Origin of the sequence: uncultured Alistipes sp., from assembly GCF_902388705.1 — a bacterium.
Taxonomy (GTDB): Bacteria; Bacteroidota; Bacteroidia; order Bacteroidales; family Rikenellaceae; genus Alistipes.
Map to the genome: position 1 here is coordinate 1 of NZ_CABMQJ010000047.1, position 14,699 is coordinate 14,699.

The 14,699-nt window shown below is 56.4% G+C and carries 19 protein-coding genes and 1 tRNA gene; 13 read left to right on the top strand and 7 right to left on the bottom strand.

The window, feature by feature from the left end; genetic code table 11:
- Positions 1–68: 68 nt before the first annotated feature.
- A complete protein-coding gene (locus QZT71_RS09870) occupies positions 69–227 on the bottom strand; it encodes a hypothetical protein (RefSeq protein WP_195500154.1) in 159 nt (52 codons plus the stop codon).
- Between the two features lie 646 nt (positions 228–873).
- Here QZT71_RS09870 and QZT71_RS09875 point away from each other — a divergent pair.
- The 10 genes from QZT71_RS09875 to arsB all read left to right on the top strand — a co-directional run bounded on the left by QZT71_RS09875 (position 874) and on the right by arsB (position 6,842).
- Entirely contained in the window at positions 874–1,041 is a 168-nt protein-coding gene (locus tag QZT71_RS09875) for a helix-turn-helix domain-containing protein (protein ID WP_295915652.1), read from the top strand.
- 1 nt (position 1,042) lies between these two features.
- Positions 1,043–1,348, top strand: coding sequence for a helix-turn-helix domain-containing protein (locus QZT71_RS09880; protein WP_295915626.1), 306 nt, complete (start codon positions 1,043–1,045; stop codon positions 1,346–1,348).
- A gap of 190 nt (positions 1,349–1,538) precedes the next feature.
- Positions 1,539–1,862 carry a helix-turn-helix transcriptional regulator gene (locus tag QZT71_RS09885; protein WP_295915627.1) on the top strand — a complete coding sequence of 108 codons (324 nt, stop codon included), beginning with the start codon at positions 1,539–1,541 and terminating at the stop codon, positions 1,860–1,862.
- 64 nt (positions 1,863–1,926) lie between these two features.
- Positions 1,927–2,163 (top strand): thioredoxin family protein, encoded by a 237-nt coding sequence (locus tag QZT71_RS09890; RefSeq protein WP_295915629.1) that lies wholly within the window; start codon positions 1,927–1,929, stop codon positions 2,161–2,163.
- Position 2,164: 1 nt separating this feature from the next.
- On the top strand, positions 2,165–2,596 hold the full coding sequence (locus tag QZT71_RS09895; protein ID WP_295915631.1) for a nitrophenyl compound nitroreductase subunit ArsF family protein: 432 nt from the start codon (positions 2,165–2,167) through the stop codon (positions 2,594–2,596).
- A gap of 3 nt (positions 2,597–2,599) precedes the next feature.
- Positions 2,600–3,304 (top strand): aromatic aminobenezylarsenical efflux permease ArsG family transporter, encoded by a 705-nt coding sequence (locus QZT71_RS09900; protein WP_295915633.1) that lies wholly within the window; start codon positions 2,600–2,602, stop codon positions 3,302–3,304.
- 12 nt (positions 3,305–3,316) lie between these two features.
- Positions 3,317–3,646 (top strand): arsenite efflux transporter metallochaperone ArsD, encoded by a 330-nt coding sequence (gene arsD, locus QZT71_RS09905; protein ID WP_295915634.1) that lies wholly within the window; start codon positions 3,317–3,319, stop codon positions 3,644–3,646.
- Positions 3,647–3,654: 8 nt separating this feature from the next.
- Positions 3,655–5,370: an arsenical pump-driving ATPase gene (gene arsA, locus QZT71_RS09910; RefSeq protein ID WP_295915636.1), complete on the top strand. Its 1,716-nt coding sequence runs from the start codon at positions 3,655–3,657 to the stop codon at positions 5,368–5,370.
- A gap of 3 nt (positions 5,371–5,373) precedes the next feature.
- On the top strand, positions 5,374–5,802 hold the full coding sequence (locus QZT71_RS09915) for an arsenate reductase ArsC (protein WP_295915639.1): 429 nt from the start codon (positions 5,374–5,376) through the stop codon (positions 5,800–5,802).
- On the top strand, positions 5,799–6,842 hold the full coding sequence (gene arsB, locus QZT71_RS09920) for an ACR3 family arsenite efflux transporter (RefSeq protein ID WP_295915641.1): 1,044 nt from the start codon (positions 5,799–5,801) through the stop codon (positions 6,840–6,842). Before QZT71_RS09915 ends, arsB begins: the two co-directional genes overlap by 4 nt.
- 110 nt (positions 6,843–6,952) lie before the next feature.
- Here the strand turns inward: arsB and QZT71_RS09925 are convergent, their stop codons facing one another.
- From QZT71_RS09925 to QZT71_RS09940, 4 genes are all read right to left on the bottom strand, one after another.
- Positions 6,953–8,176, bottom strand: a complete 1,224-nt coding sequence (locus tag QZT71_RS09925) for a site-specific integrase (protein WP_295915642.1) — start codon at positions 8,174–8,176, stop codon at positions 6,953–6,955.
- Between the two features lie 250 nt (positions 8,177–8,426).
- Positions 8,427–8,499, bottom strand: a tRNA-Gly gene (locus tag QZT71_RS09930).
- Between the two features lie 230 nt (positions 8,500–8,729).
- Positions 8,730–10,001 carry a pyridoxal phosphate-dependent aminotransferase family protein gene (locus tag QZT71_RS09935; RefSeq protein WP_295915643.1) on the bottom strand — a complete coding sequence of 424 codons (1,272 nt, stop codon included), beginning with the start codon at positions 9,999–10,001 and terminating at the stop codon, positions 8,730–8,732.
- A 173-nt stretch (positions 10,002–10,174) separates the two neighbouring features.
- Positions 10,175–11,338, bottom strand: a complete 1,164-nt coding sequence (locus QZT71_RS09940) for a dicarboxylate/amino acid:cation symporter (protein ID WP_295915644.1) — start codon at positions 11,336–11,338, stop codon at positions 10,175–10,177.
- Positions 11,339–11,464: 126 nt separating this feature from the next.
- On the opposite strand from QZT71_RS09940, the gene QZT71_RS09945 reads away from it, so the two are divergent.
- From QZT71_RS09945 to QZT71_RS09955, 3 genes are read left to right on the top strand one after another with little or no spacing between them, the layout of a single operon-like run.
- Complete coding sequence (locus tag QZT71_RS09945; RefSeq protein WP_295915645.1) at positions 11,465–12,238, top strand: radical SAM protein; 774 nt, start codon at positions 11,465–11,467, stop codon at positions 12,236–12,238.
- Between the two features lie 14 nt (positions 12,239–12,252).
- A complete protein-coding gene (locus QZT71_RS09950) occupies positions 12,253–13,023 on the top strand; it encodes a hypothetical protein (protein ID WP_295915646.1) in 771 nt (256 codons plus the stop codon).
- Between the two features lie 11 nt (positions 13,024–13,034).
- Positions 13,035–13,790 (top strand): YaaA family protein, encoded by a 756-nt coding sequence (locus QZT71_RS09955; protein WP_295915648.1) that lies wholly within the window; start codon positions 13,035–13,037, stop codon positions 13,788–13,790.
- Positions 13,791–13,840: 50 nt separating this feature from the next.
- Here QZT71_RS09955 and QZT71_RS09960 read toward each other — a convergent pair whose 3' ends face one another.
- Positions 13,841–14,365, bottom strand: coding sequence for a lipocalin family protein (locus QZT71_RS09960; RefSeq protein ID WP_295915650.1), 525 nt, complete (start codon positions 14,363–14,365; stop codon positions 13,841–13,843).
- A 67-nt stretch (positions 14,366–14,432) separates the two neighbouring features.
- Positions 14,433–14,699, bottom strand: a 267-nt coding sequence (locus QZT71_RS09965) for a transketolase C-terminal domain-containing protein (RefSeq protein ID WP_295915651.1), incomplete at its 5' end; no start/stop codon positions are given.

The window sequence follows — 14,699 nt, forward strand, 5'->3', positions numbered from 1 at the left end:
GCGTAAAGATTCGTCAGGCGCAGGTAATAGTCGTGCGCGTCCTTGTTGGTCTGAATGACTTTGAACGGTCAGCCGAAGATGCGGCCGAGGATAAATTGCGTTTTGCTGTGCTGCCCGGCTTTGAGCAGCATGTTTTCAAACTCCACCTGCTGGCGTTCGTCCAAGCGGAACGTGTGGCGGTAAATCTTCCCGCCCTCCGGACGGGTTTCGTTTTTGGGTCTTGCCATATCTTCAAATTTTAAGGTTATGCGACTTGGGAGCAAACCACCTATTCATTACCAGCGGCGAACCGCTGGCGTTTGTGTCGGACAAAACGGAGTTTGTCGGACAAAAACATACCTTGCTATTTGCTCTACGCAAATAAAATCCGTCCCCACGGGACGGAAAGGAGTTGCCGCGGGCAACGACTTTCCATCCTAAAACCTATATACCGAATTGGTAATCCTCCCGCTGCAAAGGTACGGACTATTTCGGCTTGTGGTACGGGCTAATTAGGGCGAACGAGGGCGAATGAGGGAGTAAAGGGTATCTTTTCGAGGGTTTCACCCTTTTATTTGTGCCGGGATCGAATGGAATTGGGCGGCCCAAAAGCCCAAAGACCCAAAAGCCCAAAGACCCAAAGGTCCCAAAGACCCAAAGGTCCAAAAGCCCAAAGGCTCAAAAGTCCAAAGACCCAAAAGCCCAAAGGTCCAAAGGCTCAAAGGCCCAAAGGCCGATGATAAGTTAAATTATACAACACTAATTTTTTAAACTATGCCAATTATCAATGTTGATGAGCGCGTATGAAGAGCGCTATTAGAGCAAGTAAAGATGCTGACAACCGATGTGCAGCAAACCAAACGTAAATTCGAGCCGAAACCTGCCGACAACTGACTGGACAGCCAGCAGGTATGTGAAGCGTTCAGCATCAACAAACAAACGCTGAAAGCCTATCGGGTACGGGGGCATCTGGCTTTTTCGAGGGTCGGGGGAAAATACTTTTACCGTGAACAGGATGTAGCCGAATTTTTACAGGCCCGGACGATCAGAAAGGAGGTGTAAAATGGGAGGCGATTATTTAACGACGGAAAGCGAAGATGTAAAAAGCATCTTCATAGCTATTGACCAAGCCCGGAAAACCTTGCAACTGGCTGCTGCAAATTATCGGCCCTTAATCGGCCCGGAACACTATCTTACAGGGGCGGAAGTTTGCGAATACCTGCACATCTCGCCCCGAACCTTGCAGACGCTCCGCGATACGCGGCAGATACCGTTTGTCGCAATAAGCGAGCGCAACATCCTCTATCCCGAATCGGCAATCCGGGAAACGCTGACAAAGAATTACAGACCTACCCGAGACCCGTTCTAAAACAAACAATCAAGCCCTTGCTATTCGGAATTGCAAGGGCTTTTTATTTATTACGATTAACCGATAATGATTGACGGCGGGTTATAGCTGCTCTGAATGTATCCGCGCGTTCTGCATGATGATAAAAAACAGGCTGTTATTTTGCAGAAATGAATATTGTTCGTATATTTGCGAACAATAGAAGAAAAACATGATGAAAAAAGCCTATACCGACCAAGAAGAGCAGATCGCCCGTTTCGCCAAGGCGATGGGACATCCGGCGCGTATGGCTATCCTGCGGTTTCTCGCTTCGCAGGAGAGTTGTTTTTTCGGGGATATTCACGAGGTGCTGCCTATTGCCAAAGCGACTGTGTCGCAACACCTCAAAGAGTTGAAAGATGCCGGACTGATACAGGGCGAAATCGAAACCCCGAAAGTCCGTTACTGCATCAACCGTGAAAATTGGGCTGTCGCACGCGATTTGTTTGCAGGTTTTTTCTGCGAGTGCCGGGATAAAAAATCCTGCTGCGAATAAACCGCTCTTTTTTTACGCTTAATGTTCGTAATTCGCCGAACTACATATAAAAACCAACAATAGCATGGAAATTAAAATTTTAGGTACGGGTTGCCCACGTTGCAAAACCCTCTACGAAACAACGGAACAAGCAATCGCCGAATTGGGGCTGGACGCGACGCTCGCAAAGGAGCAGGATATTTTGAAAATCATCGAATACAAAGTACTCGGATTGCCCGCGCTGGTGGTCGATGAAAAAGTCGTGTCAGCGGGTGCGGGCCTGTCGCTCGGAGAGGTGAAAAAACTTTTAACGAACAAATAGGATGAGAACGATTTTAGTTGCTGTGCTGGCTGCCGTCATATTGGCCGCCTGCGGAAACAATTCGCGAAAAACAACTGATTCTGCGCCACAAAACGATGGGATCGAGGTGCTTTGTTTCCACGGAGCGCAACGCTGCGTAACCTGCACGGCCATCGAGAACGGAGCGAAAGAGGTTGTAGACACCTATTTTGCCAAGCAGATCGAGGACGGTGACATAAGTTTCCGGATAATCGACATCACGCAGCCGGAAAATGCGGCATTGGCCGATAAATACGAAATAACGTGGTCGTCGATTTTGCTGGTCAGGCGTCAAGACGGCAAAGAAACCGTGAACGACCTTACGCAATTTGCCTTTGCCAACGCGCGGACAAATCCCGACAAATTCAAAGCGGAGCTGAAAACGGCAATCGAAAAACTACTACTCACGGAATAACGTATGGAGTATTTGCAGAACTTGCTCGACGGCTCGACCGTTCCTGCGGTTACGGCTTTCCTGCTGGGCCTATTGACAGCGATAAGCCCCTGCCCGCTGGCTACGAACATTACCGCTATCGGCTACATTAGCCGCGACATTACCGACCGTAACCGGATTTTCCGGGACGGTCTGCTGTACGCTCTCGGACGGATCGCTGCTTATACGCTGCTCGGCGCGGTGTTGATCGCCATTCTGCGCGAGGGTGCGAGTATGTTCGCCTTGCAAAAAGCGATCAGCAGATACGGCGAAATGCTGCTTGCCCCGGCTCTGATCCTGATCGGGCTGTTCATGCTTTTCGGGCATAAACTCAAGCTGCCGCAGTTCGGGTTTTCTCACGGCGACAAAATCAAGAAACACGGCGGCTGGGGCGCTCTCCTGTTGGGCGTTCTGTTCGCTATGGCATTTTGCCCCACCAGCGGCATTTTCTATTTCGGGATGCTGATACCCATGTCGGCGGCTGAAACGGGCGGCTACCTGCTGCCTGCGGTGTTTGCATTGGCAACCGCCCTGCCCGTGGTCGCCGTCGCCTGGATTCTGGCATACAGCGTGGCGGGTCTCGGACGTTTTTACAGCCGGATGCAGGCGTTTCAGAAGTGGCTCAACCGCATCGTCGCCCTGTTGTTTATCGCAGTCGGCGTTTACTATGGCATAATCTATTATTTCTAAAACACATAGAACATGAAAAAGATTGAAATTTTCGACCCGGCCATGTGCTGCCCCACGGGGCTGTGCGGGCCGAATATCAACCCCGACCTGATGCGCATTGCCGCAGCCGTGGAATACCTCAAACGTAAAGGCGTGGTGATCGAACGCCACAACCTGCGCGACGAACCGCAGCTGTATGTGACGAACAAGACGGTGAACGATTACCTGATGCAGCACGGGGCCGACGGGCTGCCCGTAACGCTGGTGGACGGTGTCGTTACCGTGCAGAAAGGTTATCCGACCAACGATCAACTGGCCGAGTGGACAGGCATATCGCTGGATTACATTCCCATTCTAAAATAAGCCGTGATATGAAAACCTTTGATTTATCGACGATAACAGGAACGAAATACCTCTTTTTCACGGGCAAAGGCGGTGTGGGTAAAACCTCGGTCGCCTGCGCTACGGCGGTCGGACTTGCCGATCAGGGAGAACAAATTTTGCTTATCAGCACCGATCCCGCATCCAACCTGCAGGATGTGTTCGGGCAGGCATTGGACGGACACGGCACGCAGATCGCCGACGTTCCGGGGCTGACGGTCGTAAACCTCGACCCGGAGCAGGCTGCGGCCGAATACCGCGAAAGCGTCATAGGCCCTTACCGCGGCAAACTGCCCGAAAGCGTCATACAAAACATGGAAGAGCAGTTATCCGGCTCCTGCACGGTGGAGATCGCGGCGTTCAATGCCTTTTCCGACTTCATCACCGATCCGCAGATTCAGCGGCAGTACGACCATATTATTTTCGACACGGCCCCGACGGGACACACGCTGCGGATGCTGCAACTTCCCTCGGCATGGAGTACCTTTATCAGCGAAAGTACGCACGGCGCGTCGTGCCTCGGCCAGTTGTCGGGACTGGAAGAGCGCAAGGAGATTTACAAACAGGCTGTGCGCACACTCTCCGATGCTGCGGCAACGCGACTTGTATTGGTAAGCCGTCCGGATACCGCGCCGCTGAAAGAAGCCGCCCGCTCGTCGCACGAATTGCAGGCGCTCGGCATCGACAATCAGATGCTCGTCATCAACGGCCTGCTCCAACAGGCGGACGATGAGGATGCCGTTACCCGGCAACTCTTCGACCGGCAGCAGGCCGCCATGCGGACCATGCCCGAATCGCTCAAGGGATTCCCGGCGTTCTGCGTGCCCCTGCGCTCGTATAACCTTTCCAATATCGCCAATATCCGGCGGATGCTTTCGTCGGACCATGTAACGGGCGTTGCGGGCTATCGCCCACTTGCCGGAGAAAAGACGCTCGACGATCTGGTGAGGGATCTTTTCGAATCGGGCAAGCGCGTGATTTTCACGATGGGGAAAGGCGGCGTCGGCAAGACGACCGTGGCGACCCGCATTGCGCTGGGACTGAAACAACTCGGTGCGAAAGTCCACCTTACGACGACCGACCCGGCTAACCATATCAATTACGGGCAGGCCATTGCCGCAGGTCTGGACGTGAGCCGTATCGACGAGGCCGAGGTGTTGGAAGCCTATAAAAACGAGGTGCGGGCCAAAGCGCGTGAAAACGGCATGAGCGCCGAGGATATGGAGTATATCGAAGAGGATTTGCGGTCGCCGTGTACGCAGGAGATTGCCGTGTTCAAAGCCTTTGCCGGGATTATGGAGAAAGCCGATACGGAGATCGTTGTGATCGACACGGCTCCCACGGGGCACACGCTGTTGCTGTTGGACGCTACGCAAAGCTATCACAAAGAGGTCGAACGTACGCAGGGCGAGGTTACGGGAGCTGTGGCGCACCTGCTGCCGCGCCTGCGCGACCCGCAGCAGACCGAGGTGGTGATCGTTACGCTACCTGAAGCGACACCCGTTTTCGAAGCCGAGCGGTTGCAGGCCGACCTGCGCCGTGCCGGAATACGCAATGAGTGGTGGGTTGTAAATTCCTGCCTGTCGCTGGTGGCGACGGACAATCCGTTCCTGCAATCCAAAGCGCAGGGCGAATTGCCGTGGATCGAGCGGGTTAAACAACTTTCCGGAAACCATACGGCCCTGATCGGCTGGAAAAACGAATAAACGATGAGGATACTGATTTTATGCACGGGCAACAGTTGCCGCAGCCAGATGGCCCACGGCTTTATGCAGTCGTTCGATTCCCGCCTGAATGTCTTTTCGGCGGGAACCGAACCGGTGTCCCGCGTCAATCCGCAGGCCGTCGAAGTAATGGCCGAAGCCGGAATCGACATCGGCAGCCATACGCCGCACCATGTATCGGAATACCTCGGCGGACGGTGGGATTATGTGATAACCGTCTGCGGCGGTGCGAACGAAAACTGCCCGGTGTTCTCGGGCCGCGTCATGCACCGCCTGCATATCGGGTTCGACGATCCGTCCCGTGCAATGGGAACACCCGAATTTATCGCCGGGGAATTTCGGCGCGTGCGCGATGAAATCAAGGCCCGGTTTTATCGGCTTTATTCAGAAGAGATCAAACCGCAGTTACCATGAAAAAACAACAGGGCATAGGCTTTTTCGAGCGTTATCTGACTTTGTGGGTGGCGCTCTGCATCCTCGCAGGGATTGCCGTCGGGCAATGGCTCCCCGCCGTTCCTGCGGCGCTGGGCAAACTGGAATATGCGAACGTGTCGATTCCTGTCGCCATCCTGATCTGGCTGATGATCTACCCGATGATGCTCAAGGTCGATTTCCAGAGCGTGAAAAACGTCGGACGGCGACCGAAAGGGATTCTGATTACCTGCGTAACGAACTGGCTGATAAAACCCTTTACGATGTTCGGGATCGCATGGCTGTTCTTTTTCGTGCTGTTCAGGGCATTCATCCCCGAACCGCTGGCCGGGCAGTATTTGGCCGGGGCCGTACTGCTGGGGGCTGCGCCCTGTACGGCAATGGTGTTCGTATGGAGCTACCTCACCCGAGGCGATGCGGCCTATACACTGGTGCAGGTTGCCGTGAACGACTTGATTATCCTTGTGGCATTTGCGCCTATCGTCGCGTTCCTGCTGGGTGTGGGCGGGGTGTCGATCCCGTGGGATACGCTGTTACTGTCGGTAGTGCTGTTCGTCGTCATCCCGCTGGCAGCGGGTATTCTGACCAGACTGTGGGTCGTCAGGCGAAAAGGTATCGACTATTTTAACAACGTCTTTGTCAAAAAGTTCGATAACCTGACCGTGGGCGGGCTGCTGCTGACGCTCGTTATCCTCTTTTCGTTTCAGGGCGAAACGATCCTGCGAAATCCGCTGCATATCCTGCTGATCGCCGTGCCGCTCGTCCTGCAAACCGTGCTGATCTTCTTCGTGGCCTACGGTTGGGCGCGGTGGTGGCGGCTGCCGCACGACATCGCCGCTCCCGCCGGAATGATCGGGGCCAGCAACTTTTTCGAATTGGCCGTGGCCGTCGCAATCTCGCTATTCGGTTTACAGTCCGGTGCGGCGTTGGCTACGGTTGTCGGTGTGCTGGTCGAAGTCCCCGTAATGCTGATGCTCGTGCGGATCGCAAATAATACGCGCAAGTGGTTTGCAATTAGGTGATATTTAGCAGATAAGGGCAATTAGGCCCTGTTCCACCTGAATTTTATAAAAGGCGGGGCGCATCAGGGATCATTCCGAATCCCGTGCGCCCCACCTTTCTTCATGTACTATCATGCCGGATTAGCGAAGATATTGCCGATCTTCTGCATCTCCCGGCCTATCAAGCCCTCCGAGAACTTGGCATAATGCCGCGTCATATTCGTATTGGAGTGCCCCAGAATTTTCGCCAGCACGTCTATCGGCATTCCGTACTCCACGGCAAGGCAGGCGAACGTATGCCGGGCGACGTGCGTTGTCAGCGTCTTGTCGATATTGCAGATGCCCGCCAGTTCTTTCAGGTAGGCGTTCATTTTGCTGTTGCTCGGTACAGGTAACATCTTTCCGCGCTGTCTGCAATTCGGGTCGTGCTCGTACTTTCGCAGAAGTTTCACCGGATGCGGCAACAAGGGGATGCGGCTCATTACGGCGGTTTTCTCGCGGGGTTTGTGAATCCACAACTGCCCGCTATCATCCGCGCTGATATGTTCCGGACGCAGGTGGTCGGCATCCGTAAAGGCTAATCCCGTCAGACAGCAGAATGCGAACACGTCCCGGATGCGTTCTATCCGTTCGTTCGGCATAGGTTTGTTTATCAAAACATCCAATTCCGCTTTGGTCAGGTGGTCTTTTGACTTGTTGTGTTCGGGTTTCAGTTTGTAGTACTGAAACGGATTTTTCTCGATCCACTCGTTACGAATGGCGTACAGCATAAAGTTTTTAAGACAGCACAACAGATTGACCGCGCCGTTGGTCTTGCAGTTATGGGCCGTCTGGATAAAAGTGTTCAGTCCGTCGAGGTACTCATAATTCACCCTGTCCAGCGGAATATCTTCCTTTTTGTATTGCGCCTGCATATACTCTTTTAGGTAGCGCAGTAAGCGGTGATATTTATTTGCCGTTAGTTGGGTAATGCGTGTCCCGACCTCCTTCTGCCGTTTGTCGCAATACTTCCCAAATTCAGCAAAAAACATTTTAGAATTTCCGACCGGATTGGCAAGCCGTTCTTTGATGGTAAAGCAATCCGGCTCCCTGCCCTCTTTGATTAGCTGATTGTAGACTGCGAAGATATTAGCCCGGTAGCTGGCGACGATCTCGTTAATCTGCTCCGCGAATTTATCGCGTGATAAAATGCGCTCGGCTTTTTGATTCCACCGCTCCGGCTCGATTTGGCATTGCGTGTAAATCTCGGTCGATGTGCCTGTCGTGGTTACACGCGCATAAATAGGGGCTTTACCCTTTTTCGATACTTTGGTTTTCTTGCAGAAAAAAGCAACATTAAAAGTCTGTCGTTCCATAACTGTAAATGTTTTGTTAGTAATACGTTTACAGTATTGAAATGTTGCTGGCTAAAAAACTGCAATACAACGAAATAGCGTCCAAATCGTGACCCATTTTAAGGACCTGAAAATTAGGTCACGAATAAGGACTGAAAAACTTGCTTTTCGTTGCTTTATCCGCATCGTCCCCAAACATAGAAAAACCCCATATATCATTGATATATAGGGTTTTTGCTCTCTGTTGCCGTCTCTTATTATCGGCTCCGGGAGCGGAAAACGGGACTCGGACCCGCGACCTCAACCTTGGCAAGGTTGCGCTCTACCAACTGAGCTATTTCCGCATAATCTTTTCCGGTACGGGAGGCGGATATTTCCCTGTTCCGACCTCGTTTCCGGGCCCCGGAACCTGCGTTTCGGGACTGCAAATATAAACCGAAAAATTTATTCTGCAAAATTTTCCGCGGAATTTTGTCGCAAAAACAACGTCCCCGACTCCAAAGAGCCGGGGACGCCATACGAAAAATCCTATCGGTCTCGACCGGTACGTGCCGGTCGGCCGGGAATTACACGATTAGCGCACTTTGAAACCCTCGTCGGCACGAACCGGGATGGGCATCTTTGCGTAAATACCCTCCGCAAGCTTGCTGCGCACCGCCTTGAATGCCTCGATGGTGACATTGACGTCTTCGAGCGTGTGAACCGCCGTCGGAATGACGCGCAGGATAATCTCGCCTTTCGGAATGACGGGATAAATCACCATCGAGCAGAAGATGCCGTGGTTCTCGCGCAGGTCGACGACCAGGTTCGTAGCCTCCGGAATACCGCCTTTCAGGAAAACGGGGGTCACGGGGGAGTTCGTCACGCCGATTTCGAAGCCGTTCTCTTTCAGGCTATCCTGCAGGGCGCGCACGATTTTCCACAGGTTCTGCTGGTATTCGGGATGGTTGCGAATCAGCTCCAGGCGCTTCAGGGCACCCATCACCATCGGCATCGGGAGCGACTTGGCGTAGAGCTGCGAACGCATGTTGTAGCGCAACAGGTTGATCAGCCAGCGCGGGCCGCAGACGAATGCGCCGATACCGGCCATCGACTTGGCAAAGGTGTTGAACAGCACATCCACGCCGTCCACGACGCCGAAATGCGACGCCGTACCGCGGCCGCCTTCGCCCATCGTACCGAAACCATGCGCGTCGTCGACCAGCAGACGGAAGTTGAAATCCTTCTTCAGGGCAACGATTTCGTCGAGTTTACCCAAATCGCCCTTCATGCCGAACACGCCCTCGGTAATCACCAGCACGCCGCCGTTCTGCTCCTCGGCCAAATCGGTAGCATGCTGCAGCTGCAGGCGCAGCGACTCCATGTCGTTGTGGCCGTAAACGAAGCGCTTGCCCTTGTGCAGGCGCAGGCCGTCGATGATGCAGGCGTGCGCCTCGGCATCATAGACCACCACGTCGCGCGGGGTCAGCAGGCAGTCGATAATCGAAATCATGCCCTGGTAGCCGAAGTTCAGCAGGAAAGCGTCCTCCTTGCCGACGAACTCGGCCAGCTCGCGCTCGAGCTGCTCGTGGTAAACGGTCTGGCCGCTCATCATGCGGGCGCCCATCGGGGCTGCCATACCGAATTTCGCGGCACCTTCGGCGTCGGCCTTGCGCACCTCGGGATGGTTGGCCAGGCCGAGGTAGTTGTTCAGACTCCAGTTGAGCATCTTCTTGCCCCGGAAAGTCATGTGGGGGCCGATATCGCCTTCCAGTTTGGGGAAAGCGTAATAACCGTGGGCGTACGACATGTACTGACCGATGGGGCCACCTGCATTCTTCTCCAGGCGTGCAAAAATATCAACCATAAGATATTGTGTTTTAATGTTTAAGTTTCCGTTCCGGACGCGCAAAAGTACAAAAAAAACCTTTTGGCCATCAAAATTAGCCGTTTTTTATTCGGCGCTGCTACGCATTTATACTTATTTCCATATATTAATAGGAAAAAGGCCGCTTTCGGCGGCCCGGAAACGGTCTTCGTTTACTTTTCCCGCCGGCGGTCTATCGCGTCGACGATGATTGCGACGGCGCCGTCGCCCGTCACGTTGGTCGCCGTGCCGAAGCTGTCCATGGCGATGTAGGTGGCAATCATCAGTCCGGCGAGCGTTTCATCGAAGCCCAGCATCGACTCGAGCAGCCCCAGCGCGGCCATAATCGCACCGCCCGGCACCCCCGGCGCGGCAATCATCGTCACGGCCAGCAGCAGGATGAACCCCGCGAAAGTGGCTGTCGGAATGTCCATCCCGGCAAGCATCGACACAGCCAGCGCACAGGCGACAATCTTCATCATCGACCCCGACAGGTGAATCGTGGCGCAGAGCGGCACGACGAACGACGCGATGCCGGGCCGCACGCCGAGTTTGAGGGTCTGGGCCAGCGTCACGGGAATCGTCGCGGCCGACGACTGGGTACCGAGGGCCGTGACGTAAGCCGTAAGCATCGTGCGGAGCATCCGCAGCGGGTTTTTGCGTGCCGCCAGTCCGGCAATGGAGAATTGGACGAGCAGCAGGATGACGGTCATGCAGAAAATCACCCCAATCAGCTTCACGAAGACACCCAGCACGCCCGCGACCTGCCCGGACTGCGTCATCGAAAGGAAGATGCCGAAAATGTAAAACGGCAGCAGCGGAATGATGACGCCCGCAATCACCCGCTCGATAATCCCTTTGAAATCGTCCATCATCCCCTTGAGTTTCACGCTGTGGGTGTAGGCCATCCCCAGCCCGAGCACGAACGCGAGCACCAGCGCCGACATGACGCCGAACAGGGGCGGCATCTCGACCGTGAAATAGGGCGCGAGCACCGCATTCGCCTCGTCGGGCAGGACGGCGGCCGAGCCTTCGAGCAACGCCGGAAACAGCAGGCGGCCCGTGAGGTAGGTGCCGAAGCCCGAGAAAAGCGTGAAAGCATAGGCCAATGCCGCCGTGAGCGCCAGCAGACGGCCGGCATTCCGGCCCAGGTCGGCGATACCCGGCGCGACAAGGCCGAGAATCAGCAGCGGAATGACGAACGACAGGAACTGGCCGAAAACGGCGTTGAACGTAAGGGCGAGGCGCGTTGCCCAATCCGGCAGAAAAAAGCCGCACCCCACACCCAGCGCGATGGCCAGCACGACACGCGGCAGCAGTCCGAATCTGAATTTCATACGAGAATGATTTTTGTAAAGGTAGAAAATATTTCCGTTTTTTGCTATCTTTGACTTATATAAGCGGCGCCTCGGCAAAATACAGGTAAACTTGTTTTTGCCCGCGCCTTACACTATCTTTGTACTATGACATCGCTATTCCATGACATCATCTTCGGCCCGGTACATTCGCGGCGGCTGGGGCTCTCGCTGGGGGTCAACCTGCTGCCCGTCGAGTCGAAACTCTGCTCGTTCGACTGCATCTACTGCGAATGCGGCTGGAACGCCGAACACCCTGGCGCACGGCGTTTCAATGCCCGTGAGGACGTCCGCACGCAACTCGAAGCGACCCTGCGCCGCATGGCGGCCGACGGCACGCCGCCCGACGTCATCACCTTCGCCGGCAACGGCGAGCCGACGATGCATCCCGAGTTCGAGGCCGTAATCGGCGATACGATCGCCCTGCGCGACCGGCTGTGCCCCACGGCCCGGGTTTCGGTGCTCTCGAACGCCACGCAACTCCACCGCGACGAGGTGCGCCGCGCCCTGCTGCGCGTAGACAACAACATCCTCAAACTCGACTCGGCGTTCGACGCCACGGTGCGCCTGATGAACAACCCCCAAAACCCGTCCTATTCCGTAGGCAAGGTCGTGGAGCAGATGAAAAGCTTCGACGGACACCTGACCGTGCAGACGATGTTCCTGCGCGGGGAGTGCAACGGGCAGCGAATCGACAACACCACCGAAGAGGAGGTCGCCGCCTGGCTGCGCCTGCTCGGCGAAATCCGCCCGCGGCAGGTCATGGTCTACTCACTCGACCGCGACACCCCGTGCCGGACGCTCGAAAAGGTGCCGCGCGAGGAGCTGCAGGCCATCGCCGCCCGCGTCGAGGCGCTGGGCATTCCCTGTCCGGTCGCATAAACCCGCCTGCCAAGATGAAACGCCTCCTGTTGTTCCTGCTCGTTTCCGGCCCCTGCACGGCCGGCGCGCAGCGTTTGCCCCCGGCACGGGAGCTGCAGGCCCTGCAGGACAGCGTCTGGCATTGGCTGGGGGCCAACCGCGACGCGGATCCGCTCGCAGAGGCCGTCTATGCTTCGGGCACCGACGATAGCGGAGGATACGTCGACATATACCTGATGCAGGCCGATTCGGCGATGAAAAACCGGTTCCGCCGCTGCATACACGACAGCCCCCTGATACGGCTCCACGGATTCGACCCCGGCACGACGCCCTACCCGCCCGCACCCGAAGGCACGGCGCCGCCCAACGGGCTGACGATGGAGGCAGAATACGCCCTCTACCCTACGGGTACCGGCCGCGTGCAGCTTACGATCCGTTACCGCGGCGACCAGGCGGTTTACTTCGGCACCGACTATACCGTCTGCCGGTTCCGGCACGGCCGGTGGGAGGCGCTGCCGATTGTCAACATCCGGAACTCCCTGCTGATTTCGATCGGCCGGAGCGGATTCCCGCCTCCGGACAGCACACCGCGCGGGATTCCGCCCGGCGGCTACACGTACGATTTCACGGCCCGGATCGCGCCGCGCGTTTTTCCGGCCGCATACGCCCGTTACCGCATCTGCAAACGGGTTTACCTCGAAAACCCGCGGCGCGACTACCTGCTCACGGCCGATTTCACCGTAACGCCGTTCGTCCCCTTCACCCGTTTCACGGAGGATGCAAACGGACAGGCACCCCGACATTAAAACGACCTGCCATGCAAATACTCCTTTCCTGTGCAAAAACGATGGCGGAAAGCATCCCCGCCGAAGCGCCCCGCACGACCACGCCCCGCTACGGGGAGCAGGCGGCGGAACTGGCGGTGCGGCTGGCGACCCTCACCTCGGAAGAACTGGCAAAAATGCTGCGGGTGAACCGGCAGATTGCCGCGGCCAACCACCGGCGTTACCACCGTTTCCACGGCGAGGGCACCCTCCCGGCCCTGCTGGCCTACACGGGCATCGTATTCAAACGGATCGGCCCGGCGAGTTTCACGGCCGGGGATTTCGACTACGCACAGGAACACCTGAACATCACGTCGTTCCTTTACGGGCTGCTCCGGCCGCTGGACGCAATCCGCAGCTACCGGCTGGAGGGCGACGCCATACTGCCCGGAAACGGCGAACAGACGATGTTCGAATACTGGCAGGGACGGCTGACGGATGCCTTTATCGAAAAAATCCGCGCCGACGACGGCGTCCTCGTCAACCTCGCCAGCAGCGAGATGAAACGCCTGTTCGACTGGAAACGCATCCGCCGCGAAGTGCGAATCATCACGCCCGACTTCCGCATCCGCGAAGGCGACCGGCTGAAAACCGTCGTAGTCTATACGAAAATGTGCCGTGGGGAAATGACGCGCTATATCCTCAAAAACCGCATCGACGACCCGGAAATGCTGAAACGCTTCGAATGGGAGGGGTTCCGCTTCGACGCCGGAGGCAGCCGGGGCGACGACTGGCTCTTTGCCCTGTAACCGGAAGGTGCCGCGGCGTGGACAGGCGTGTTTCAAGGTATGGCATCCAATCAGACCTCCTGGTCGACGAACAGCAGTTTGTCGGTGCGGTAGCCGCGCTGCCCGGCAAGGTGCAGGATGTGGTTGAGCGTCCGAACCGGAAGCACCGGCGTGCGCGCGAGTATCCAGAGGTATTTCGACGAACGGCTGCCGACCAGCGCCCAATCGTAGTCGCCGCCCAGTTCCATGACATAGTAATCCGAATAGAAAAACCAGAAGAACGACACCCGCAGGCGTCCCGGCACCCCGGCGGCATAGGCCTTTCCACGGGCGGTTTTACGGCGTCCCGAACGGGCGTCCGTACCGCTGTTGAGCACCCCGACGCGGCCGTCGGGGTGCAGTTCGTACTGCGCCCGCACCCCCGTGAGTCCGCGCTCGAACGAATGGTCGTAGCGGGCGATCTCGTACCACGTGCCCATATAGCGCGCCAGGTCGAACGACGTCACCGTCGTGCGGTTCGTACGGTCGGTTACGGAGCCGTAGACCACGCCCATGATAAGCAGCGCGACGATTAACAGGATGATTGCGATTTTCACTCCCCAAAGATTTTAAGGAGCGTCCCAGCAGATTTTATGCCGCAGGCAGGGTATCGGGAAAGGAAATTTACCGTTTCGCATCGAGCAGGGCCCGCAGAATTCCCTCCTCGTCGTAGCCGCAAAGGGCATAAAGCTGCGCGGGCGTACCGTGCTCGACCCACTCGTCGCCGATGCCCAGCGAACGGACCTCGGCCCCGCAGCCCCGGGCGTTGAAGAATGCCGTGACGGCCTCGCCGACGCCGCCGCGCAGCGCACCGTCCTCGACCGTGACCACACGGCGGAATTTCGCGCCCACTTCGGCGAGCAGCCGTTCGTCGAGCGGCTTGACGAAACG